At 71.5% G+C, this 21,444-nt stretch carries 20 protein-coding genes; 8 read left to right on the top strand and 12 right to left on the bottom strand.

What is annotated here, in order from left to right:
* The first annotated feature begins 128 nt into the window (after positions 1-128).
* Positions 129-899: a SigE family RNA polymerase sigma factor gene (locus IE258_RS02260; RefSeq protein ID WP_189738194.1), complete on the top strand. Its 771-nt coding sequence runs from the start codon at positions 129-131 to the stop codon at positions 897-899.
* A gap of 232 nt (positions 900-1,131) precedes the next feature.
* Here IE258_RS02260 and IE258_RS02265 read toward each other — a convergent pair whose 3' ends face one another.
* On the bottom strand, positions 1,132-1,734 hold the full coding sequence (locus IE258_RS02265) for a uridine kinase (protein ID WP_189739255.1): 603 nt from the start codon (positions 1,732-1,734) through the stop codon (positions 1,132-1,134).
* Positions 1,735-1,926: 192 nt separating this feature from the next.
* Between IE258_RS02265 and IE258_RS02270 the strand changes: the two genes are divergently transcribed.
* Positions 1,927-2,337: a hypothetical protein gene (locus IE258_RS02270; RefSeq protein ID WP_159324033.1), complete on the top strand. Its 411-nt coding sequence runs from the start codon at positions 1,927-1,929 to the stop codon at positions 2,335-2,337.
* A gap of 158 nt (positions 2,338-2,495) precedes the next feature.
* Complete coding sequence (locus IE258_RS02275) at positions 2,496-4,514, top strand: bifunctional serine/threonine-protein kinase/glutamate ABC transporter substrate-binding protein (protein WP_189738197.1); 2,019 nt, start codon at positions 2,496-2,498, stop codon at positions 4,512-4,514.
* Between the two features lie 49 nt (positions 4,515-4,563).
* On the opposite strand, the gene IE258_RS02280 is transcribed toward IE258_RS02275, so the two are convergent.
* The 3 genes from IE258_RS02280 to deoC are packed head-to-tail and all read right to left on the bottom strand — an operon-like array spanning position 4,564 to position 7,923.
* On the bottom strand, positions 4,564-5,457 hold the full coding sequence (locus IE258_RS02280) for an aldehyde dehydrogenase family protein (RefSeq protein WP_189738200.1): 894 nt from the start codon (positions 5,455-5,457) through the stop codon (positions 4,564-4,566).
* Positions 5,450-6,910, bottom strand: coding sequence for an aldehyde dehydrogenase family protein (locus IE258_RS02285; protein ID WP_189738203.1), 1,461 nt, complete (start codon positions 6,908-6,910; stop codon positions 5,450-5,452). The genes IE258_RS02280 and IE258_RS02285 overlap by 8 nt, the downstream gene beginning before the upstream one ends.
* A gap of 5 nt (positions 6,911-6,915) precedes the next feature.
* Positions 6,916-7,923, bottom strand: coding sequence for a deoxyribose-phosphate aldolase (deoC, locus tag IE258_RS02290; RefSeq protein WP_189739258.1), 1,008 nt, complete (start codon positions 7,921-7,923; stop codon positions 6,916-6,918).
* A 125-nt stretch (positions 7,924-8,048) separates the two neighbouring features.
* On the opposite strand from deoC, the gene IE258_RS02295 reads away from it, so the two are divergent.
* Positions 8,049-8,747, top strand: coding sequence for a PH domain-containing protein (locus IE258_RS02295; protein ID WP_189738206.1), 699 nt, complete (start codon positions 8,049-8,051; stop codon positions 8,745-8,747).
* A gap of 109 nt (positions 8,748-8,856) precedes the next feature.
* Here the strand turns inward: IE258_RS02295 and IE258_RS02300 are convergent, their stop codons facing one another.
* From IE258_RS02300 to IE258_RS02310, 3 genes are all read right to left on the bottom strand, one after another.
* On the bottom strand, positions 8,857-10,497 hold the full coding sequence (locus IE258_RS02300; RefSeq protein ID WP_189739261.1) for a phospho-sugar mutase: 1,641 nt from the start codon (positions 10,495-10,497) through the stop codon (positions 8,857-8,859).
* A gap of 431 nt (positions 10,498-10,928) precedes the next feature.
* On the bottom strand, positions 10,929-11,753 hold the full coding sequence (locus IE258_RS02305; RefSeq protein WP_189738209.1) for a purine-nucleoside phosphorylase: 825 nt from the start codon (positions 11,751-11,753) through the stop codon (positions 10,929-10,931).
* Between the two features lie 93 nt (positions 11,754-11,846).
* Positions 11,847-12,284 carry a gamma-glutamylcyclotransferase family protein gene (locus IE258_RS02310; protein WP_003974055.1) on the bottom strand — a complete coding sequence of 146 codons (438 nt, stop codon included), beginning with the start codon at positions 12,282-12,284 and terminating at the stop codon, positions 11,847-11,849.
* An 86-nt stretch (positions 12,285-12,370) separates the two neighbouring features.
* On the opposite strand from IE258_RS02310, the gene IE258_RS02315 reads away from it, so the two are divergent.
* Together IE258_RS02315 and IE258_RS02320 are read left to right on the top strand one after the other, a co-directional pair.
* Positions 12,371-13,819 carry an NAD(P)H-quinone dehydrogenase gene (locus IE258_RS02315; RefSeq protein WP_189738212.1) on the top strand — a complete coding sequence of 483 codons (1,449 nt, stop codon included), beginning with the start codon at positions 12,371-12,373 and terminating at the stop codon, positions 13,817-13,819.
* A 178-nt stretch (positions 13,820-13,997) separates the two neighbouring features.
* Positions 13,998-14,984: a DeoR/GlpR family DNA-binding transcription regulator gene (locus IE258_RS02320; RefSeq protein ID WP_189738215.1), complete on the top strand. Its 987-nt coding sequence runs from the start codon at positions 13,998-14,000 to the stop codon at positions 14,982-14,984.
* 89 nt (positions 14,985-15,073) lie between these two features.
* On the opposite strand, the gene IE258_RS02325 is transcribed toward IE258_RS02320, so the two are convergent.
* Positions 15,074-16,846 carry an acetyl/propionyl/methylcrotonyl-CoA carboxylase subunit alpha gene (locus tag IE258_RS02325; RefSeq protein ID WP_189738219.1) on the bottom strand — a complete coding sequence of 591 codons (1,773 nt, stop codon included), beginning with the start codon at positions 16,844-16,846 and terminating at the stop codon, positions 15,074-15,076.
* Positions 16,847-17,220: 374 nt separating this feature from the next.
* On the opposite strand from IE258_RS02325, the gene IE258_RS02330 reads away from it, so the two are divergent.
* Positions 17,221-17,703 (top strand): hypothetical protein, encoded by a 483-nt coding sequence (locus IE258_RS02330; protein ID WP_189738222.1) that lies wholly within the window; start codon positions 17,221-17,223, stop codon positions 17,701-17,703.
* Here IE258_RS02330 and IE258_RS02335 read toward each other — a convergent pair.
* The 4 genes from IE258_RS02335 to IE258_RS02345 form a co-directional block, all read right to left on the bottom strand.
* A complete protein-coding gene (locus IE258_RS02335; protein ID WP_189738225.1) occupies positions 17,672-18,295 on the bottom strand; it encodes a nucleoside triphosphate pyrophosphatase in 624 nt (207 codons plus the stop codon). The two genes, IE258_RS02330 and IE258_RS02335, sit on opposite strands and share 32 nt — an antisense overlap.
* 33 nt (positions 18,296-18,328) lie before the next feature.
* Entirely contained in the window at positions 18,329-18,457 is a 129-nt protein-coding gene (gene mmpB, locus IE258_RS41680; protein ID WP_159324043.1) for a morphogenic membrane protein MmpB, read from the bottom strand.
* A 135-nt stretch (positions 18,458-18,592) separates the two neighbouring features.
* Positions 18,593-18,802 carry an acyl-CoA carboxylase subunit epsilon gene (locus tag IE258_RS02340; protein ID WP_189738229.1) on the bottom strand — a complete coding sequence of 70 codons (210 nt, stop codon included), beginning with the start codon at positions 18,800-18,802 and terminating at the stop codon, positions 18,593-18,595.
* A 9-nt stretch (positions 18,803-18,811) separates the two neighbouring features.
* On the bottom strand, positions 18,812-20,404 hold the full coding sequence (locus IE258_RS02345) for an acyl-CoA carboxylase subunit beta (protein WP_189738232.1): 1,593 nt from the start codon (positions 20,402-20,404) through the stop codon (positions 18,812-18,814).
* Positions 20,405-20,514: 110 nt separating this feature from the next.
* Between IE258_RS02345 and IE258_RS02350 the strand changes: the two genes are divergently transcribed.
* Positions 20,515-21,390, top strand: a complete 876-nt coding sequence (locus IE258_RS02350; protein ID WP_189738235.1) for a biotin--[acetyl-CoA-carboxylase] ligase — start codon at positions 20,515-20,517, stop codon at positions 21,388-21,390.
* The last annotated feature ends 54 nt before the right edge of the window (positions 21,391-21,444 follow it).

Raw genomic sequence — 21,444 nt, forward strand, 5'->3', positions numbered from 1 at the left:
AAGGAAGCGTGGCGCAGACGTGACGGAGCCCTGTGACAGCTCTGTGACAGTCGGCGGACACGGCCATGAAGTGGCCGGGGGAAGCTTTTCGTCACAGGCAACCGGCAGTCCACGACGGGGGGCGCGAGATGAACACGCTGAAGGGCACCAACACCAGCGCAGTGGTCACGCGTCTGCACGACGTGCACGGACACCGGGGTTCCGAGAAGTCCGGTGCCGTGAGCGGGCGGGGGTGCGCTCGCGGCACCGGGCGTCAGCACACCGTGTACATGACGGTGGTTGACGCGCGCACGGGGGAAAAGGGGAACACGGGGGACCGGGGGGAGACGCACGGGGGAACCGCGTACGGGGAGGTGCAGGGGGAGCGCCGTTCCCTGTCGGAGGCGGAGTTCACCGCCTACGTCCAGGAGCGCCGCTCCTCCCTGTACGCGACCGCCTACCACCTCACCGGCGACCGCTTCGAGGCCGAGGACCTGCTGCAGAGCGCGCTGTTCTCGACCTACCGGGCGTGGGACCGGATCAGTGACAAGGCGGCGGTCGGCGGTTACCTCCGCCGCACCATGACCAACCTGCACATCAGCGCCTGGCGGCGCCGCAAGCTCAACGAGTACCCGACCGAGGAACTGCCGGAGACGCCCGGCGACATGGACGCGATGCGCGGCACCGAGCTGCGCACGGTCCTGTGGCAGGCGCTGGCCCGGCTGCCCGAGCTCCAGCGCACCATGCTGGTCCTGCGCTACTACGAGGGCCGTACGGACCCGGAGATCGCGGACATCCTCGACATCAGTGTCGGCACGGTGAAGTCCAGCATCTGGCGCTCCCTGCGCCGGCTGCGCGAGGACGAGGTCCTCAGCTTCGGCCGTGACCAGGAGGACGCCTTCGGCGAACTGGTCGCCTGAAGGTACGGGCCGGGAGCACCGGCCCGAGGGGCGGGGCCCCGTGAAAGAAATTCCGAGCCGGGGTGTATCAGGGGGAGGGACCCGGGCTCTTACTCACGGGGAAGCACCACGGGGGAACAACGGGGGACACGGGGGACGGGGATCACGGGGGATCCACGGGGGAGCGGAAAGGGAGCGGGACTGGAGGGCCGGGGGGTCCGTCCAGTCCCGCTTCTGCGTGCGGGGGCGGGCGTTACGCGGCCGTACGGCTGGTGGCGCACCGGCCCGCGGCCGCGGCGGCCAGCCGGCCCATCGCCTCGTCCCGGTCGCAGGCGTGGGCGCCCAGCGCGGTCTGCCGGGCGATGACGGACCGCTCGAGCCGCATCAGCCGCCAGCCCCTGCGCAGCAGGAACGGCACCGACTTGCGGCCCTCGCGCAGGTCCCGCAGGAAGCGGCGGCGGAACGTCGTCAGCGGGCCCCGGCTCAGGCACAGCGCGTCGGCCAGCACGCCCAGTTCCCGGCAGCGGGCCACCAGTTCCGCGGCGAAGATGCCCTCCGCGAGGAACAGCGGCGTCCGTCCGATGTCGACCGTCTCCTCGCCGGTGCGGGCACTGAGCGAGATGTCGTAGACGGGCACGTCGGTACGCCCCGTGCGGCACAGCTCCCCGATGGCGGCGACGGCCGCGTCCGCGTCCCAGGACGTCGGGTGGTCCCAGTCGATGTCGGAACTGAGCGGCACCGTCGGCAGCGTCGGGTCGGTGCCCTCCTTGTAGAAGTCGTCGAGGCGCAGCACCGGGAGGCCGGAGTGCGCCGCGAGGAGGGACTTGCCGGAGCCGGAGGGGCCGCAGAGCAGCACGACTCGCGTCGGTATGGGCGGATGGGAGCTCACGGGACACCAGTCTGAGGCATCGGACGGCCGCCGTACGACCCCGCGGGTGGACTTTGCCGCACGCGTCACATCCCGGTCGCGCTGTGCGGTGACCTGATCACGGTGTGCGCTGTTATCAGGGCAGTCCGTAGCAATCCACGTCAAGAGGTGGCAGCAGCGATGGCCCGACACGCGTCCCCCCGCACCCCGCACGCACAGCGCGCCCTGGTCGCCCTCGCGACCGCCGGGGCCGCCCTGGCAGCAGGCGCGGCGACAGCTTCCGCGGCGGACGGCGGCGGCGAGACCATCGCCGGCCTGGCCCACACCCGTCCCACCTCGCTGGGCAACATCGACCCGCAGGCGGGCCTGGCGGCCGTGACCGGCACCGTCGGCTACGTCACCGGGCCGGTCTCCGACCTCAAGCCCAACCCGCTGGCCGGCACCGGCGTCGACCCGCTGGACAACGGCGTCGGCACGAAGGTCGCCGACTTCCAGCCGCTGACCTCGACGGCCCTCACCGGGCCGGTCGCCCAGGCCCAGTCCCTGGGCGCCGTGCCGGTGGTGGGGCAGGTGACGGAGCTGCTGCGCTGACGCATTCCGCGCACGCCGGGCCGCGATCCCTCCGAGCGGGGGTCGCGGCCCGTTTCCGTCGCGGTGGTTCGCCCTGCCCGTTCGTCGCGGGGGCTTCGCGGGACGGCCGTCTAATCTGTGGTGACTCACGTTTCGCGCAAGTGGTGCTAGGGGGCCGAGTGCACAACGACGACGGAATCAACGGGGCCGGCGGCGGAGCCGACGGGCATCCCGAGGATCGTCCCCCCGTCCCCCACACCGTGATCGAGGGCCGCTACGAGCTGCTGGAGCCCATCGGCAGCGGCGGCATGGGCGAGGTCTGGAAGGCCCACGACCGGCGGCTGCGCCGGTTCGTCGCCGTGAAGGGGCTCCTGGACCGCAGGGCCATGACTCCGGACACGCAGAAGGCGGCGATGCAGCGCGCCCGTCGCGAGGCGGAGGCGCTCGCCAAGATCGAGCACCAGAACGTGGTGACGGTCCACGACCAGATCGAGACCGCCGACCAGGTCTGGATCGTGATGAAACTGCTGGAAGGGCGGTCGCTGGCCGACTTGTTGAGCCGTGACGGGGTCCTCGGCGTGCCCAGGGCCGCGGACATCGGTCTCCAGATGGCCCAGGGCCTGCGGGCCGTCCACGAGGCGTCGGTCCTGCACCGCGACGTCAAACCGGGCAACGTCCTGGTGCGGGACGGCGGCCAGGTGGTCCTGGTGGACTTCGGCATCGCCACCTTCGAGGGTGCGGACCGGGTCACCCGGCACGGCGGCATCATCGGTACGCCTCCCTACCTGGCGCCCGAACTCTTCGCCCCCGCCGCTCCCGGCCCCACCTCCGCCTCCGACCTGTGGGCGCTCGGCGTCACCCTGTACGAGATGGTCGAGGGACGCCTGCCCTTCGGCGGCAACGAGGTCTGGGAGGTGCAGGCGAACATCCAGCAGTCGCCCGAGCCCGTGCTCCGGTACGCCGGGCCCCTCGGCCCCGTCATCCAGGGACTGCTGGCCACGGACCCGGACGGCCGCCTGGACGCGGCCACGGCGGAGGCGATGCTCCGGGAAGTCCTCGCCGAGCCGGGCACGCCGACCCCCGCCCGGGCCGCCACCCCCGCGCACCCGCCCACGGCCCGGCCCACGCCGCCCGCCGGGCCTTCCTCCGAAGCCGTTCCTTTCGGGACAGCCCCTTCCGGAACAGCACCTTCCGGGCCGATCCCTTCCGGAAACGCGCCTTCTGAGTCGTCGTCGCCGGCGGCGCGCGAGGGGCGCGGCCGGTTCCGGGGCTGGAAGGTGGCGGCGGCCGCGGCGTGTGTCGTACTGCTGGCCGGCGGAGGCTGGATCGTCTCGCGGGGCGACTCCGGGGGCGAGCAGGACGACGCATCCGGACAGCAGGGAGCGGGCTCGGCCGGGGGCGACGCGGAGCAGGCCTGGGAGCAGTGGAAGAGCGCCAGGAAGAGGCTGACGATCGGGGCCAAGGAGGACCAGCCCGGGCTGAGCTTCTACAACGAGGACACCGGCGTGTGGAGCGGGTTCGACGTCGACATCGCCTATGCCCTCGCCGGCAAACTGGGCTACGACAAGGCACAGGTGGACTTCTACGGGGTGACCACGGCCAACCGGGCGAGCAAGCTGAAGAACGGGGAAGTGGACCTGGTCGTCGCCTCGTACAGCATGACGCCCGCCCGCGAGCAGCGGGACGGCATCAAGTTCGTCGGCCCCTACTACAAGGCGGGCAGCAGCCTCCTCGTCCGCAAGAACTCCGCGAAGTACGACCTCGACGAAGCCGTCGACGTGAAGCGGAACCACGTCGAGGTGTGCACGGCGCGGGACTCGACGTACGCGGACAAGTTGCAGGAGGACGGCTACACCACGGGGAAGTGGCAGCCCGACACCTACAAGGAGTGCGTGGAGAGACTGCTGGACAAGCGCTCGAGCGTGTACGCGGTCGCCTCGGACGACGTCCTTCTGGCCGGGTACGCCCGGAACGATCCGGCGCACCTCAAACTGCTGCCGAGCGGCGCGGGCACGGAACCCTACGGGGTGGCGATGCGGAAGGACGACCCTCTCCTGCAGAGCAAGGTGTGCTCGGGGCTCCAGGAGATCCTGGCCGGAAAGGAGTGGTCGGAGATGTACATGAAGGATCTGTCCCCGCTGACGGGGCGGAAGACCGCGCCGAGCAGGCCGGAACCGAGGCCCTGCTCGGCCGAGTGAAGACCGCGGCTCCTCCGGACGGGGAGGAGCCGCGGCCCGTCGGCGTCGGTCAGTACGACGAGCCGGACGCGCCCAGCGCGCCCGTCGGGTGCCAGACCGTCTTCGTCTCCAGGAACGCCGTCATGCGGTCCGTGCCCGGGGTCGCCGACCAGTCGGCGTTGTCCACAGGCTGTGGACGCAGGACGCGCTTGAGGTTGTCCGCCGCCGCGATCTCCAGCTCCTTCGCCAGCTCCTCGTCGGCGCCCGCGAGGTCGATCGCGTTGACGTCCTGGTGGGCGGCGAGCGGGGCGGCGATCTCGGCCGTACGGCCGGAGAGGACGTTGACCACGCCGCCGGGCAGGTCGGAGGTGGCCAGGACCTCGCCCAGGGAGAGGGCGGGGAGCGGGGACTTCTCCGAGGCGACCACGACCGCCGTGTTGCCGGTCGCGATGACCGGGGCGACGACGGACACCAGGCCCAGGAAGGACGACTTCTGCGGGGCCAGGACGGCCACGACGCCGGTCGGCTCCGGGGAGGAGAGGTTGAAGAAGGGGCCCGCGACCGGGTTGCCGCCGCCGACCACCTGGGCGATCTTGTCGGTCCAGCCCGCGTACCAGACCCAGCGGTCGATCGCGGCGTCCACCTGGGCCGCCGCCTTCGACTTCGACAGGCCCTCCGCGTCGGCGACCTCCGCGACGTACTGGTCGCGGCGGCCCTCCAGCATCTCGGCGATCCGGTAGAGGATCTGTCCGCGGTTGTACGCCGTCGCGCCGGACCAGCCGCCGAACGCCTTGCGCGCGGCGACCACGGCGTCACGGGCGTCCTTGCGGGAGGAGAGGGGGGCATTGGCCAGCCACTTGCCCTTTGCGTCGGTCACCTCGTACACCCGGCCGCTCTCGGAACGCGGGAACTTCCCGCCGACGTACAGCTTGTAGGTCTTCAGCACGCTGAGTCGCTCAGACATCGAGGTACGCCTCCAGGCCGTGGCGGCCGCCCTCGCGGCCGAAGCCCGACTCCTTGTAGCCGCCGAACGGCGACGTCGGGTCGAACTTGTTGAACGTGTTGGACCAGATCACACCCGCACGGAGCTTGTTCGCGACCGCCAGGATGCGCGAGCCCTTCTCCGTCCAGATGCCCGCCGACAGGCCGTACGGCGTGTTGTTGGCCTTGGCGACCGCCTCGTCCGGTGTGCGGAAGGTGAGGACGGACAGGACCGGGCCGAAGATCTCGTCGCGGGCGACGGTGTGCGCCTGGGTGACGTTCGTGAAGAGCGTCGGGGCGAACCAGTAGCCGGAGGAGGGGAGTTCGCAGGCCGGGGACCAGCGCTCGGCGCCCTCCGCCTCGCCCTGGTCGGCGAGGGCGGTGATGCGGGCCAGCTGCTCGGCGGAGTTGATCGCGCCGATGTCCGTGTTCTTGTCCAGCGGGTCGCCCAGGCGGAGGGTGGTGAGCCTGCGCTTGAGGGAGTCCAGGAGCTCGTCGTGGATCGACTCCTGGACCAGGAGGCGGCTGCCGGCGCAGCAGACCTGGCCCTGGTTGAAGAAGATGCCGTTGACGATGCCCTCGACGGCCTGGTCGATCGGGGCGTCGTCGAAGACGATGTTGGCGCCCTTGCCGCCCAGTTCGAGCGTGAGCTTCTTGCGGGTGCCCGCGACCGTGCGCGCGATCTGCTTGCCGACCGCCGTGGAGCCCGTGAAGGCGACCTTGTTCACGTCGGGGTGCGCGGTGAGCGCCGCCCCGGCGCGGCCGTCGCCGGTGATGATGTTGACGACGCCCTTGGGCAGCCCGGCCTGGCGGCAGATGTCCGCGAAGAACAGGGCCGAGAGGGGGGTCGTCTCGGCGGGCTTCAGGACCACCGTGTTGCCGGTGGCGAGCGCCGGGGCGATCTTCCACGCCAGCATCAGGAGGGGGAAGTTCCAGGGGATGACCTGGCCGGCCACGCCGAGGGGGCGGGGGTTCGCGCCGTAGCCCGCGTGGTCCAGCTTGTCGGCCCAGCCCGCGTAGTAGAAGAAGTGCGCCGCCACCAGGGGGAGGTCCGCGTCGCGCGTCTCCCTGATCGGCTTGCCGTTGTCGAGGGTCTCCAGGACGGCCAGCTCGCGGCTGCGTTCCTGGATGATGCGGGCGATGCGGAAGAGGTACTTCGCGCGCTCCGCGCCGGGCAGCGCCGACCACTTCTCGAAGGCCCTGCGGGCGGCCTTCACGGCGCGGTCGACGTCCGCCTCGCCGGCTTCGGCGACCTCGGAGAGGACCTCCTCGGTGGAGGGGGAGACCGTCTTGAAGACCTTGCCGTCGGCCGCATCGGTGAACTCGCCGTCGATGAACAGGCCGTACGAGGGCGCGATGTCGACGACCGCGCGCGACTCGGGCGCCGGTGCGTAGTCGAATGCCGGTGCCGGTGCGGATGAGGGTGTGGGTGCCATGTCGATCAGTCCACCGTCACGTAGTCGGGGCCGGAGTAACGGCCTGTGGCCAGCTTCTGGCGCTGCATCAGCAGGTCGTTGAGGAGGGAGGAGGCGCCGAAGCGGAACCAGTGGTTGTCCAGCCAGTCCTCGCCCGCCGTCTCGTTGACCAGGACCAGGAACTTGATCGCGTCCTTGGCGGTGCGGATGCCGCCGGCCGGCTTCACGCCCACCTGGACACCGGTCTGCGCGCGGAAGTCGCGGACCGCCTCCAGCATGAGGAGCGTGTTGGCGGGTGTCGCGTTGACCGCGACCTTGCCGGTCGATGTCTTGATGAAGTCCGCGCCCGCCAGCATGCCGAGCCAGCTGGCGCGGCGGATGTTGTCGTACGTCGACAGCTCGCCGGTCTCGAAGATGACCTTGAGGCGGGCGGCCGTGCCGCATGCCTCGCGCACGGCGGTGATCTCGTCGTACACCTTCATGTAGTGACCGGCCAGGAACGCGCCGCGGTCGATGACCATGTCCACCTCGTCCGCGCCCGCCGCCACGGCCTCGCGCACGTCGGCGAGCTTCACGGCGAGGGAGGCGCGGCCGGCCGGGAAGGCGGTGGCGACCGAGGCGACCTTCACGCCGGAGCCCGCGACGGCCTCCTTGGCGGTGGGCACCATGTCGGGGTAGACGCAGACGGCCGCCGTCGCCGGGGCCGTGCGGTCGGTCGGATCGGGGCGGACCGCCTTCGCGCCGAGCGCCCGGACCTTGCCCGGGGTGTCCGCGCCTTCCAGCGTCGTCAGGTCGACCATCGAGATGGCGAGGTCGAGGGCGTACGCCTTCGCGGTGGTCTTGATGGATCGGGTGCCGAGAGAGGCGGCGCGCGCCTCCAGGCCGACGGCGTCGACGCCGGGCAGTCCGTGGAGGAAGCGGCGCAGGGTGCTGTCGGACGCGGTGACGTCGGCGAATCCGTGTGCGGGTCCGTTTACGGGTCCGGTTACGGGGCCCTGTGCGGGTCCGTTTTCGGCGGGTGCAGTGGTGGGCATGGTCACCAGACGAGCATATCTACGCGCGTAGCGGTCTGTACAGCCCCCGCGGGCTCGTCCGATCTCGTCCGATGTAGCGGCACCGCATGTGAGCGCCGGGCGGGGCGTCGGGCACAATCGGCAGCATGACCACCCCGGAGCCCCAGTCATCCTCGCCGCAGCCCTCGGGACCCGTGTCCAAGGACCGGGCCTACCGCTCGCCCGCGGGTATCTCCGGAGGCGTGCTGGTACTCGCTCTCGCGCTGTGGCTCGGCATCGACGCCCTGGTCACGGGCGAGGGGGACACCCGCTGGAAGGCGCTCGCGGCGCTGGTCTTCCTGGTGCCGCTCGTCGCCGCCTACACAGTGCGGCCCGCGGTCTTCGCGAACGAGGACCGGATGCGGGTGCGCAATCCGTTCCGCGTGATCGTGCTTCCCTGGGCACAGGTCGAGTCGTTCCGGTCCGCCTACTCGAACGAGGTCTTCGACGAGGGCGGCGCCAAGTACCAGCTGTGGTCCATTCCCGTCTCGCTGCGCGGGCGCAAGAAGGCCGCGCGGCAGGAGGACCGGCGGGCCGCCGGTGGTGCCGGACGCAGGCGCGGGAGCGTGCTCGGGGGCGTGGGGCAGTTCGGTTCGCGGGGTGGTGCCGGGGCCTCCGGCGGCGAGGCGGACGGGCCGGTGCGGGCCGAGGCCGACAAGGTCATGGACGAGCTGCGTGAGCTGTGGGAGGCGCGGAAGGACGCCGCGGGCTCCCGGGGCGACGTGACCGTGCGGTGGGCCTACGAGATCGTCGTGCCGGTGGTGGCGGGGGCGGTGGCGCTGGGGGTGCTGTTCGGGGTGGGGTGACCGGTGACCGGTGACCGGTGATGGGGTGACGGGTGGTGCGGGTGGGTGAGTGTGGCCGGGGGTGCCTTGCACCCCCGGCTTTTGAGATGCCCGTCGCACGCCCGGCTTTTCAGATGCCCGCCGCCGTCGACAGGTCGCGCTTGAGTGCGGTCAGCAGGTCCGCGGCCTTGGCGCGGGCCGCAGGGAGGCCGGCGTGCTCGGCCACCGGGACGACCACCTCCAGGTAGCACTTCAGCTTGGGCTCCGTGCCGCTCGGACGGACGATCACCCGGGCGCCGTCGAGCGTGTAGCGCAGGCCGTCGGTGGGCGGGAGGGTGTCCGTGCCCCGGGTGAGGTCCTCCGCGGTGGTGACCGGGAGGCCCGCGAGGGTTGCCGGGGGCTGTTCGCGCAGGCGGTTCATCGCCGCGGCGATCAGGGAGAGATCCTCCACGCGGACCGAGAGCTGGTCCGTGGCGTGCAGGCCGTGCTCCACGGCGATGTCGTCGAGGAGGTCGAGGAGCGTGCGGTCGGCCTGCTTGAGGGTGGAGGCCAGCTCCGTGATCAGGAGGGCCGCGGTGATGCCGTCCTTGTCGCGGACGCCCTCCGGGTCGACGCAGTAGCCGAGGGCCTCCTCGTAGCCGTAGCGGATGTTCTCGACGCGGGCGATCCACTTGAAGCCGGTGAGGGTTTCGACGTGCGTGAGGTTCGCCTTGGCGGCGATGCGGGCGAGGAGGGACGACGAGACGATCGACTCCGCGAACGTGCCGTGCGCTCCGCGGGTGACCAGGTGGGTGGCGAGCAGGGCGCCCACCTCGTCGCCCCGGAGCATGCGCCAGCCGGTGGCCTCCGCGGCGTCGGGTACGGCCACTGCCAGGCGGTCCGCGTCCGGGTCGTTGGCGATGATCAGGTCGGGGGCCGTCTCCCTTGCCTTCGCGAAGGCGAGGTCCATCGCGCCGGGCTCCTCCGGGTTGGGGAAGGCGACGGTGGGGAAGTCCGGGTCGGGGTCGGCCTGCTCGGTGACGAGGGTGGGGCGCGGGAAGCCGGCTCGGGCGAAGGCGGTGAGGAGGGTGTCCTTGCCCACGCCGTGCATCGCCGTGTAGACGGTGCGGGCGGTGCGGGGGGAGCCGGGGGCGAGGACGGCGTCCGTGCGGGTGAGGTAGGCGTCGAGGACGGCGTCGTCGAGGGTCTGCCAGCCGGTGTCGGGGCGCGGGACGTCGTGGAGGGTGCGTACGGCGTCGATCTCGGCGGCGATGTCGGCGTCGGCGGGGGGCACGATCTGGGAGCCGTCGCCGAGGTACACCTTGTAGCCGTTGTCGCGGGGCGGGTTGTGGCTGGCGGTGACCTCCACTCCGGCGACCGCGCCGAGGTGGCGGATCGCGAAGGCGAGCACGGGGGTGGGGAGGGGGCGGGGGAGTACGGCCGCCCTGAGGCCGGCGCCCGTCATGACGGCGGCGGTGTCGCGGGCGAAGTCGGCGGACTTGTGGCGGGCGTCGTAGCCGATGACGACGAGGCCGTCGTGCCGGCCTTGTTTCTTGAGGTACGCGGCGAGGCCCGCGGCGGCGCGGATGACCACCGAGCGGTTCATGCGCATCGGACCGGCGCCGAGTTCGCCGCGCAGGCCCGCGGTGCCGAACTGGAGGGTGCCGGAGAAGCGTGCGGTGAGCTCGGCGTGGTCCTCGGCGTCGATGAGGCGGGCGAGTTCCGCGCGGGTGTCCGCGTCGGGGTCCTCGGCCAGCCATGCCTTGGCTCGTGCGAGGAGGTCGTCTTGCACGTCTTGCACGTCGGTCAGCCTCTCGGGTGTCGGTGGTACGGGTGCGGGGTGCCTGCGGCGCCTGTGCGGGTTTGGGGGGTGCGGGGTGCCTGCGGCGCCGCTGCGGCTTTGGTGGGGGTGCGCGTAGCGCGGTGGGTGCGGTTGTGGGTCGGGGCCGCGTCGGGGGGTGTTCGTCCTCGGAACGGCGCGGAATCGGTCGGTTACAGGGGCTCGCCGGGTTGACGCGCCAACCGCTGCGGGCGAACACCCCCCGACACGTCCCCTGCTCGCCGTACGCGCCTGCGGGCCGTCGCCCCCTAGCTGCGGGCAGTCGTGCCGCTGGGGCGGCACGGGTGGGCGCAGCGGCACCCCGCAACGCCGGGCTGCGCTTCCCACCGCCGCGCCAGCCCCCGCGCCGGGTGCCAAGCCCACGCCGGACCACTGGGCCTCGGCTACAGCCGGCCCAGGACCTGGGTGAGCAGCTTCCCCATGCGCGCGGCGGAGTCGCGGCCCGCCTGGAGGACCTCCTCGTGGTTGAGGGGCTCGCCCGTCATGCCCGCGGCGAGGTTGGTGACCAGGGAGATGCCCAGCACCTCCGCCCCGGCCTCGCGGGCCGCGATCGCCTCCAGGACCGTCGACATGCCCACCAGGTCGGCACCGATGACGCGGGCCATGCGGATCTCGGCCGGGGTCTCGTAGTGCGGGCCGGGGAACTGGGCGTAGACGCCCTCCTCCAGCGTGTCGTCGACCTCCTTGCACAGCGCCCGCAGGCGGGGCGAGTAGAGGTCGGTGAGGTCGACGAAGTTGGCGCCGACGATGGGGGAGGTGGCGGTCAGGTTGATGTGGTCGCTGATCAGGACCGGCTGGCCGGGGCGCATGCCCTCGCGCAGGCCGCCGCAGCCGTTGGTCAGGATGATCGTCTTGGCGCCGGCGGCGACCGCGGTGCGGACGCCGTGTGAGACGGCGGCGACGCCGTGGCCCTCGTAGTAGTGGGTGCGGCCCAGGAAGACCAGCGCGCGCTTGTCACCGAGGGTGTATGAGCGGACCTTGCCGCCGTGGCCCTCCACCGCGGGCTTGGGGAAGCCCGGCAGGTCGGTGACCTGGAGATCGGTCTCGGGGGCGCCCAGGGCGTCCACGGCCGGTGCCCAGCCGGAGCCCATCACGAGGGCGACGTCGTGGGTCTCGGCGCCGGTGAGTTCGCGCAGGCGGGCCGCGGCGGCGTCGGCGGCGGCGTACGGGTCGCCCTGGATGTCGTCCGGAAGAAGAGATGCGTTCACGCGAAGAGGGTAGCCGGTTTGTGGCTACGCGCGTAGATGGTAGAGGTCACGGGATGGTGGTTTTTGGGTTGGAGGTTTTGACGAGGGCGGTCCTCAGCAGGGGCGTTTGCGGAGTTCCATCACGTAGTCGTGGGGGGCGCCGGACGATTCGGCGGCGTCCGCGATCTCGCCCAGATAGCGGGCGGAGGGCAGGCCGCCCTCGTAGGCGTTCAGGACGTAGGTCCAGGCACCCTCCTCGCCGTCGAGGGTGTGGATGCGGACCCTTGTGCGGCGGTAGATGTCCAGGCCCACGCCCTCCCAGCGGTCGAGGGAGTCCTCGTCCATGGGGGCGATGTCGTAGAGGGAGACGAAGACCTGCGAGATCGGGTCCTCCACGAGGGTCGCCAGGGCGCCCTCCCAGCCCATGTGCTCGCCCCCGAAGGTCAGCCGCCACCCGTTCAGCCAGCCGGTGGCGCGCAGCGGCGAGTGCGGGGCGCGGCGGGTCATCAACCGCGCGTCGAGGTTGCCGGCGTAGGCGGCGTAGAGCGACATGGGGGGAAGGGTACGGCAGGGGTGTCGGGCATCGCTGTCGTAACGGTGGTGGCCCCGGGCGGCTTCTCGTTGAAGGGTGCGGGACAATGGGGTACGTGACTCGGATCGTGATCATTGGCGGCGGACCCGGCGGATACGAAGCGGCGCTGGTGGCCGCTCAGCTCGGCGCGGAGGTGACCGTCGTCGACTGCGACGGTCTGGGCGGGGCGTCGGTGCTGACCGACTGCGTGCCGTCCAAGACCCTCATCGCCACGGCTGAGGTGATGACCACCTTCGACTCCTCCTACGAGGAGCTGGGGATCATCGTCGCCGACGACACTCCGCCCATGGAGCAGGCCGCCCGGGTGGTGGGGGTCGATCTGGGCAAGGTCAACCGGCGGGTGAAGCGGCTCGCGCTGGCGCAGTCGCACGACATCACCGCCTCCGTGACCCGTGCGGGTGCGCGGGTCATGCGCGGGCGCGGGCGGCTGGAGGGCATGCAGGGGCTCGACGGCTCGCGGAAGGTCGTGGTGCGGGCCGCCGACGGGAGCGAGGAGACGCTGACCGCCGACGCGGTGCTCATCGCTACGGGTGGGCATCCGCGGGAGCTGCCGGACGCGCGGCCCGACGGGGAGCGGATCCTGAACTGGACCCAGGTGTACGACCTGGAGGAGCTGCCCGAAGAGCTCATCGTGGTCGGGTCCGGTGTCACCGGTGCCGAGTTCGCCGGGGCCTATCAGGCGCTCGGGTCCCGGGTCACCCTCGTGTCGTCGCGGGACCGGGTGCTGCCGGGTGAGGACCCGGATGCGGCGGCCGTTCTGGAGGACGTGTTCCGGCGGCGTGGGATGAACGTCATGTCGCGGTCGCGGGCCCAGTCCGTCAAGCGGGTCGGGGACCGGGTCGAGGTGACGCTGTCGGACGGGCGGGTCATCACCGGGTCGCACTGTCTGATGGCCGTCGGCGCCATTCCCAACACGGAGGGGATGGGGCTGGAGGAGGCGGGAGTCCGGCTCAAGGACTCCGGGCACATCAAGACCGACCGCGTCTCGCGGACCTCGGCCCCCGGTGTGTACGCCGCCGGTGACGTCACCGGTGTCTTCGCGCTGGCCTCGGTGGCGGCCATGCAGGGGCGGATCGCCATGTACCACTTCCTCGGCGACGCCGTTACTCCGCTGAATCTGAAGACCGTGTCCGCCAACGTCTTCACCGACCCCGAGATCGCCACCGTCGGCTACTCGCAGGCCGACGTGGACGCCGGCAAGATCGATGCCCGCGTGGTGAAGCTGCCGCTGCTGCGCAACCCGCGCGCCAAGATGCAGGGCATCCGGGACGGCTTCGTCAAGATCTTCTGCCGGCCCGGTACCGAGATCGTGGTGGGGGGTGTGGTGGTGGCGCCGCGTGCTTCGGAGCTGATCCATCCGATCTCGATCGCCGTCGACAACAACCTGACGGTCGAGCAGATCGCCAACGCCTTCACCGTGTATCCCTCGCTGTCGGGGTCGATCGCCGAGGTGGCACGGCAGTTGCACACCCGGAAGGGCGGCGGGGAGCAGTAGTCCGGTGGGCGCGGCTGGAAATGACTCCCCGCTGGTCACGGGGAGTTGCGGTGCTTGCGGATGGCATAGGCGGCCGGGGTAGGCCCGTATACCACTTCCGGTGGTGGCATGCGAACAACTTCTGTTATTCGGCGCATACTGCTGAAAGCAGACGGTCGTTGGGGTTACTGTCAGTTTCGTGTTCGCTGCAGAACGTCGCCAATTGATCCTCGAAATGGTGCGAGCGAACGGGGCCGTGTCGCTCCGTGAGCTCGCCCGCGTCGTCCAGACCTCCGAAGTGACCGTACGGCGGGACGTGCGCGCACTGGAGGCAGAAGGACTCCTCGACCGCCGGCACGGCGGTGCGGTACTGCCGGGCGGGTTCACGCGAGAGTCCGGCTTTCCGCAGAAATCCCATCTCGCGACCGCCGAGAAGACGGCCATCGCCGATCTCGCCGCGGGCCTCGTCGATGAGGGCGAAGCCATCGTGGTGGGCGCGGGTACCACGACGCAGGAGCTGGCACGTCGGCTCGCGCGGGTGCCCGGACTGACCGTCGTCACCAATTCGCTGCTGGTGGCCCAGGCCCTTGCCCATGCCAACCGGGTCGAGGTGGTGATGACCGGAGGCACGCTCAGGGGGTCCAACTACGCCCTGGTGGGGTCGGGGGCCGAGCAGTCCCTGCAGGGGCTGCGGGTCTCCAAGGCATTCCTGTCCGGGAGCGGGCTGACCGCCGAGCGGGGGCTGTCCACCTCCAACATGCTGTCGGCGTCAGTCGACCGGGCGCTGGTCCAGGCCGCCGCCGAGGTCGTCGTCCTCGCCGACCACTCCAAGCTGGGTACGGACACCATGTTCCAGACCGTGCCCACCGACGTCATCACCCGTCTGGTCACCGACGAGTCGCCGGCCCACGACGAGCGTGCCGCCACCGAGCTCCAGGCCCTGGCCGACCAGGGCGTGCAGATCGCCGTGGCCGGGGCGTCGGGGGGTGGTACGGCTGACGGCACCGGGGCACCTGGGGCCTCGGGGGGTGATTCGGTGGCCCGTCAGCAGCGCCGGGACGTGCCGCTTCCGGGGCCACGCCGACAGGTTCCGGGCGCGGCGGCGGGGCTGCGGTCGGCCACCGCTCTGAGTGAGCAGAACGGCGGGACGGAGCGGGCGCGCGTCGCCGACCTGCGTCGTCGGTAGCGCCTCGTCCGGCGGACAGTGACAGGGGCGTCCGGTGGACCGTGTGAGGTGGTCCGGCGGGCGCCCCTGTCGTGTGGTGCGGGTGGTGCTCAGTCCTTGATCTCGCAGATCGCGGCGCCGGAGGTGATGGAGGCGCCGACCTCGGCGCCCAGGCCCTTGACGGTGCCGGCCTTGTGGGCGTTGATCGGCTGTTCCATCTTCATCGCCTCCAGGACGACGATCAGGTCGCCCTCGGCGACGTCCTGGCCCTCCTCGACGGCGATCTTCACGATCGTGCCCTGCATCGGCGAGGCGAGGGTGTCACCGGAGGCCGCGGGGCCGGACTTCTTCGCCGCGCGGCGCTTGGGCCGGGCCCCGGCCGCCAGGCCGGTGCGGGCCAGCGACATGCCCAGGCTGGAGGGCAGGGAGACCTCCAGGCGCTTGCCGCCGACCTCCACGACGACCGTTTCGCGGCCGCTCTCCTCGTCCGCCTCGCTGTCCGCGGGCGCGGTGAAGGGCTTGATGTCGTTGACGAACTCCGTCTCGATCCACCGGGTGTGGACCGTGAACGGGTCGGTGGAGCCGGTCAGTTCCGGGGCGAAGGCCGCATCGCGGACGACGGTGCGGTGGAAGGGGATGGCGGTGGCCATGCCCTCGACCTGGAACTCGTCCAGGGCGCGGGCGGCGCGCTGGAGTGCTTCCTTCCGGGTGCGGCCGGTGACGATCAGCTTCGCGAGCAGGGAGTCCCAGGCCGGGCCGATCACGCTGCCGGACTCGACGCCCGCGTCCAGACGCACGCCCGGACCGGTCGGGCCCTCGAAGCGGGTGACGGTGCCGGGGGCGGGCAGGAAACCGCGGCCGGGGTCCTCGCCGTTGATGCGGAACTCGAAGGAGTGCCCGCGCAGCGCCGGGTCGTCGTAGCCCAGTTCCTCACCGTCGGCGATGCGGAACATCTCCCGGACCAGGTCGATACCGGCGACTTCCTCGGTGACCGGGTGCTCGACCTGAAGACGGGTGTTGACCTCCAGGAAGGAGATCGTGCCGTCCATACCGACGAGGAACTCCACCGTGCCGGCGCCGACGTAGCCGGCCTCCTTCAGGATCGCCTTGGACGACGCGTACAGCTCCTCCAGCTGCGCCTCCGACAGGAACGGCGCGGGGGCCTCCTCGACCAGCTTCTGGTGGCGGCGCTGCAGCGAGCAGTCCCGGGTGGAGACGACGACCACGTTGCCGTGGGTGTCGGCCAGGCACTGGGTCTCCACGTGGCGGGGCTTGTCGAGGTAGCGCTCCACGAAGCACTCGCCGCGCCCGAAGGCCGCCACCGCCTCACGCACCGCCGAGTCGTACAGCTCCGGCACCTCTTCCAGGGTCCGGGCGACCTTCAGGCCGCGGCCGCCGCCGCCGAACGCGGCCTTGATCGCGATCGGCAGGCCGTGCTCCTTGGCGAAGGCGACGACCTCGTCCGCACCCGAGACCGGGTCCGGGGTGCCCGCGACCAGCGGAGCGCCGGCCCGCTGGGCGATGTGCCGGGCGGCGACCTTGTCACCCAGGTCGCGGATGGCGTGCGGGGGCGGACCGATCCAGATCAGGCCCGCGTCCAGGACCGCCTGCGCGAACTCCGCGTTCTCGGAGAGGAACCCGTAACCGGGGTGGATGGCGTCCGCGCCCGACTCACGCGCGGCTTTGAGGACCTTGGCGATGTCCAGATAGCTGGTCGCGGGGGTGTCACCACCCAGGGCGAACGCCTCATCAGCGGCGCGGACATGCAAAGCGTCCCGGTCCGGGTCCGCGTAGACGGCCACGCTCGCGATCCCGGCGTCCCGGCAGGCCCGGGCCACGCGGACAGCGATTTCGCCACGATTGGCGATGAGCACCTTGCGCACGATTGAGGCTCCCTCCTTGAAACAAGCCGAGTTTAGGGACTGCCGACACGGCACTTCGACCCGTCCCCAATGGTGAGCTTGCCCACACGGAGCGTGATTCGAGGCTCGCTCGACCCCCGAAAGCCCTTGTAGTACCGCGGTACGCAGGGCTCCTGGGGGCAACCCTAGCCCTCCGATGTGGTCAAGGTCTCTGTGAGAGCGTGCTGCGGGCCACTCGGTTTCTTTGTGGAGTCCCTACTAATGGCCCAATGATTCTTTGCTCGTGCCGGAACCCTTGTGGTGCGCATTACCCGTTAGTAGCGTTCCTCGGGTCTCGAACGTACTTGGGGTAACAGCTGTCGTGTGCGGCAGCGGTCGAAGGTGGGTGGGGACCGGTGTCAGTGCGCAGGCCGGTGGCGTGGGTCGTGGCGGTCGTGCTCTTCGTGGAGGCCGTCGGCGTCGCGGCGCTGAACTGGTTCCTGGCGGTCGTCGTCGACCGGCAGGACATGTCCCTGGCCGGTCTCGACCCGGACATGATGTCCCTCTCCTCGAAGATCGGCGGGGTCGTCTTCGGGCTGTACTTCGCGCTGTGCGGCCTGGTCGCGCTGCTCGTGGCGGTGCGCGACCGCGCGCCGGCGGGGGTCGGCCGGATCCTGCTGATCAGCGCCGCCGTGGTGCACGGGCTGCTCGGCGCCTTCACCTGGGGGCTGGTGGGGCCCGGCGCCTTCATCTTCATGATCGTCGTACTGGGCCTGATCGTGCTGCTGCTGATGACGTACGACGCCCGGGAGGAGCCCGCCGCCGGGCAGCGGCCCGAGGACGGCAAGGGCGGTGACGGCTCCCCGGTCAGCTCTCCGCCGGCGCCCACAACTCCGTGATGCCGATGCCGAGGTCGGCGAGGAGGCGGCGCAGCAGGGGCAGGCTGAGGCCGATGACGTTCCCGTGGTCGCCGTCGATGCCGTCGATGAAGGGGGCCGAACGGCCGTCCAGGGTGAAGGCCCCGGCGACGTACAGGGGCTCCCCGGAGGCGACGTAGGCGGCGATCTCGTCGTCGGTCGGCTCGCCGAAGCGGACGACCGTGGACGCGGTCGCCGAGACGTGGCGGCCGGAGGCGGTGTCCCAGACGCAGTGGCCGGTCTGCAGCGTGCCCGCCCGGCCGCGCATCGCCTTCCAGCGGGCGGTGGCCTCCTCGGCGTCCGCGGGCTTGCCGAGCGCCTGGCCGTCCAGGTCGAGCACCGAGTCGCAGCCGATCACCAGGGCGCCGTGCACCTCCGGCTTCGCGGCCACCACGGACGCCTTGGCCTCGGCCAGGGCGAGGGCCAACTCGGCGGGGGTGGGGGCGGTGACGGCCTCCTCGTCGACACCGCTCACGAGCACCTCGGGGGCCAGTCCGGCCTGGCGCAACAGGCCGAGCCGGGCCGGGGACTGGGAGGCGAGGACGAGTCGGCGGCGGGGCTGAGCAGCAGTCATGGGGTCACATTAGCCACCGGGAGCGGGGGCGGCTCACCCCAGGCCGAGGACGATCATCGCGAGGACCATGGCCAGCGCCAGGAAGACGCTCAGCCGCCGCAGCATGTTCTGCATGTCGCGCAGTTCCTTGGGCGGCTCGTTCTCGGGGTCGGACCACAGCATGCCACCAGCGTGGGGCTTGGCCGGGGGGCGGGGCTTGAGTACGGGTACTTAAATCGGGGCGCGGGGTTCCTCTTCCGTGCGCCCACGCGGCGGAGCCGCAAATCGGCACAGCCCCGCGCCCCTGGGTGTCCGGCCTCACCCGGGCCAGTACGTGCGGGCCCATGAGGTCGGGCCCGGCTGGGGGAGACGGGTGGTTGCGATGCGGGACGGGTCCGACCAGGCGTCGTGCGGGCGGTCGGTGGTGGACGGCTCGGCGGCCGCCGTCACCGCGCGGGCCCTGACCACCGTCAGGGCGGCGGCCAGTTCTTCCGGGGTGGGGTTGCCCCGTACGACCTTGATGGTCACAGCGGCTCCTTACAGGGGGATGTTGCCGTGCTTCTTCGGGGGCAGGGACTCCCGCTTGGTGCGCAGCTGGCGCAGGCCCCGGACGATGTGGCGGCGGGTGTCGGACGGCATGATCACCGCGTCGACGTAGCCGCGTTCGGCCGCCGTGTAGGGGTTGAGGAGGGCGTCCTCGTACTCCTGGATCAGACGGGCGCGGGTGGCCTCGGTGTCGTCACCGGCCTCGGCGATGGTGCGGCGGTGCAGGATGTTGACCGCGCCCTGGGCGCCCATGACGGCGATCTGGGCGGTGGGCCAGGCCAGGTTGAGGTCGGCGCCCAGGTGCTTGGAGCCCATGACGTCGTAGGCGCCGCCGAAGGCCTTGCGGGTGATGACCGTGATGAGCGGGACCGTGGCCTCGGCGTAGGCGAAGATCAGCTTGGCGCCGCGGCGGATGATGCCGTCGTGCTCCTGGTCCACACCCGGCAGGAAGCCGGGGACGTCCACGAAGGTGAGGACGGGGACGTTGAAGGCGTCGCAGGTGCGCACGAAGCGGGCCGCCTTCTCGGAGGCCGTGATGTCCAGGCAGCCGGCGAACTGCATCGGCTGGTTGGCGACGATCCCGACCGGGCGGCCCTCGACCCGGCCGAAGCCGGTGAGGATGTTCGGCGCGTAGAGGGGCTGGGTCTCGAAGAACTCGCCGTCGTCCAGCACGTGCTCGATGACCGCGTGCATGTCGTAGGGCTGGTTCGCCGAGTCGGGGACGATCGTGTCCAGCTCGGCGTCCTCGTCCGTGACCGCGAGGTCCGCCTCCTCCGGGAAGGCGGGGGGCTCGGAGAGGTTGTTGGACGGCAGGTACGACAGCAGCTGCTTGACGTACTCGACGGCGTCCTTCTCGTCGCCGGCCATGTGGTGGGCCACGCCCGAGGTGGAGTTGTGGGTGCGGGCGCCGCCCAGCTCCTCGAAGCCGACGTCCTCACCGGTGACCGTCTTGATGACGTCGGGTCCGGTGATGAACATGTGGCTGGTCTGGTCGACCATCACCGTGAAGTCGGTGATCGCGGGGGAGTACACCGCGCCGCCCGCGCACGGTCCGACGACCAGGCTGATCTGCGGGATCACGCCGGAGGCGTGGGTGTTGCGGCGGAAGATCTCGCCGTACGCGCCGAGGGAGGCCACGCCTTCCTGGATGCGGGCGCCGCCGGAGTCGTTGATGCCGATGACCGGGCAGCCGGTCTTCAGGGCGAAGTCCATGACCTTGACGATCTTCTGGCCGTAGACCTCGCCGAGCGCGCCGCCGAAGACCGTGAAGTCCTGGGAGAAGACGGCGACGGGGCGGCCGTCGACGGTGCCGTAGCCGGTGACGACGCCGTCGCCGTAGGGGCGGTTGGCGTCGAGGCCGAAGTTGGTGGAGCGGTGCCGGGCGAACTCGTCCAGCTCGACGAAGGAACCCTCGTCGAGAAGGAGGTCGATGCGTTCACGAGCCGTCAGCTTGCCCTTGGCGTGCTGTTTCTCCACGGCGCGTGCGGAACCGGCGTGCGTCGCCTCCTCGATACGGCGCCTGAGATCCGCGAGCTTGCCCGCGGTCGTGTGGATGTCGGGCTGCTGCGCTTCCGGCTCGGACATCGGGATGCGGCTCCCTGCCTGCTCAAAAGGGGGGACGGTTACTCGTTCGTAGAGTAGTAGGGGCCCTTCCGTTCGGCAGTGCGGTCTTTCCCACACCTAGGGTGGGTTGCATGACGCCCCGAGACTCCTCCGACTCCTCCGACGCCCCGGACAGCCGTTGGTCCGACCTGGACCGGCCGCCCCTCAGCAGCACCGCCCTGCGCCGGGGACTGGTGCGGGACGGGGGGCTGTGGCGGCAGGTCGACGTCGTGCAGCGCACCGGGTCCACCAACTCCGACCTCGTCGCCCGGGCCGCCGAGGGGGACCTGGCGGAGGGTGTCGTCCTCGTCGCCGAGGAGCAGAGCGCCGCGCGGGGGCGGCTCGACCGGCAGTGGACGGCACCCGCCCGCTCCGGGCTGTTCTTCTCCGTGCTGCTGCGGCCCGCCGAGATCCCCGTGGCCCGCTGGGGCTGGCTGCCGCTGCTCACCGGCGTCGCCGTGGCGACCGGGCTGTCCCGGGTGGCGGGGGTCGACACCGCCCTGAAGTGGCCCAACGACCTGCTGGTGACCGTCGGCGACGAGGAGCGCAAGGCCGGCGGCATCCTCGCCGAGCGCGCCGGGAACGATGGCGTGGTGATCGGAGTCGGCATCAACGTCTCGCTGCGCGCCGACGAACTGCCGGTCCCACGGGCCGGGTCGCTGGCGCTGGCCGGGGCCGTGAACACCGACCGGGACCCGCTGCTGCGCGGGGTGCTGCGCTCGCTGGAGGACTGGTACGGGCGCTGGCGCGGGGCCGGGGGAGACCCGGCGGCCAGCGGGCTCCAGGAGACGTACGCGGCGGGCTGCGCGACGCTGGGGCGCATGGTGCGGGCGGAGCTTCCGGGGGACCGGTCCCTCGTGGGGGAGGCGGTGGCCGTGGACGGGGACGGACGGCTGGTGCTGGCGACGGAGGCGGGCGTGCAGGAGCCGGTGGGGGCGGGCGACATCGTGCACCTGCGGTTGGCGTGAGCCGGACCCCGGGGCACTCTCGGTGTGCGGGCCGCACGGGAGTGAGCTGGGGCA

Source organism: Streptomyces tendae (assembly GCF_014650435.1).
GTDB classification, from domain to species: Bacteria; Actinomycetota; Actinomycetes; order Streptomycetales; family Streptomycetaceae; genus Streptomyces; species Streptomyces tendae.

Excerpts from the sequence above, each read along its gene's own strand:
- IE258_RS02295 (WP_189738206.1), top strand. The coding sequence starts at position 8,049 with ATGACCACCCCGGAGCCCCAGTCATCCTCGCCGCAGCCCTCGGGACCC.
- IE258_RS02315 (WP_189738212.1), top strand. The coding sequence starts at position 12,371 with ATGGGGTACGTGACTCGGATCGTGATCATTGGCGGCGGACCCGGCGGA.
- IE258_RS02335 (WP_189738225.1), bottom strand. The coding sequence starts at position 18,295 with ATGACTGCTGCTCAGCCCCGCCGCCGACTCGTCCTCGCCTCCCAGTCC.
- IE258_RS02310 (WP_003974055.1), bottom strand. The coding sequence starts at position 12,284 with ATGTCGCTCTACGCCGCCTACGCCGGCAACCTCGACGCGCGGTTGATG.
- mmpB (WP_159324043.1), bottom strand. The coding sequence starts at position 18,457 with ATGCTGTGGTCCGACCCCGAGAACGAGCCGCCCAAGGAACTGCGCGAC.
- IE258_RS02280 (WP_189738200.1), bottom strand. The coding sequence starts at position 5,457 with ATGTCTGAGCGACTCAGCGTGCTGAAGACCTACAAGCTGTACGTCGGC.
- IE258_RS02285 (WP_189738203.1), bottom strand. The coding sequence starts at position 6,910 with ATGGCACCCACACCCTCATCCGCACCGGCACCGGCATTCGACTACGCA.
- IE258_RS02260 (WP_189738194.1), top strand. The coding sequence starts at position 129 with ATGAACACGCTGAAGGGCACCAACACCAGCGCAGTGGTCACGCGTCTG.
- IE258_RS02345 (WP_189738232.1), bottom strand. The coding sequence starts at position 20,404 with ATGTCCGAGCCGGAAGCGCAGCAGCCCGACATCCACACGACCGCGGGC.
- IE258_RS02270 (WP_159324033.1), top strand. The coding sequence starts at position 1,927 with ATGGCCCGACACGCGTCCCCCCGCACCCCGCACGCACAGCGCGCCCTG.
- IE258_RS02350 (WP_189738235.1), top strand. The coding sequence starts at position 20,515 with ATGACGCCCCGAGACTCCTCCGACTCCTCCGACGCCCCGGACAGCCGT.
- deoC (WP_189739258.1), bottom strand. The coding sequence starts at position 7,923 with ATGCCCACCACTGCACCCGCCGAAAACGGACCCGCACAGGGCCCCGTA.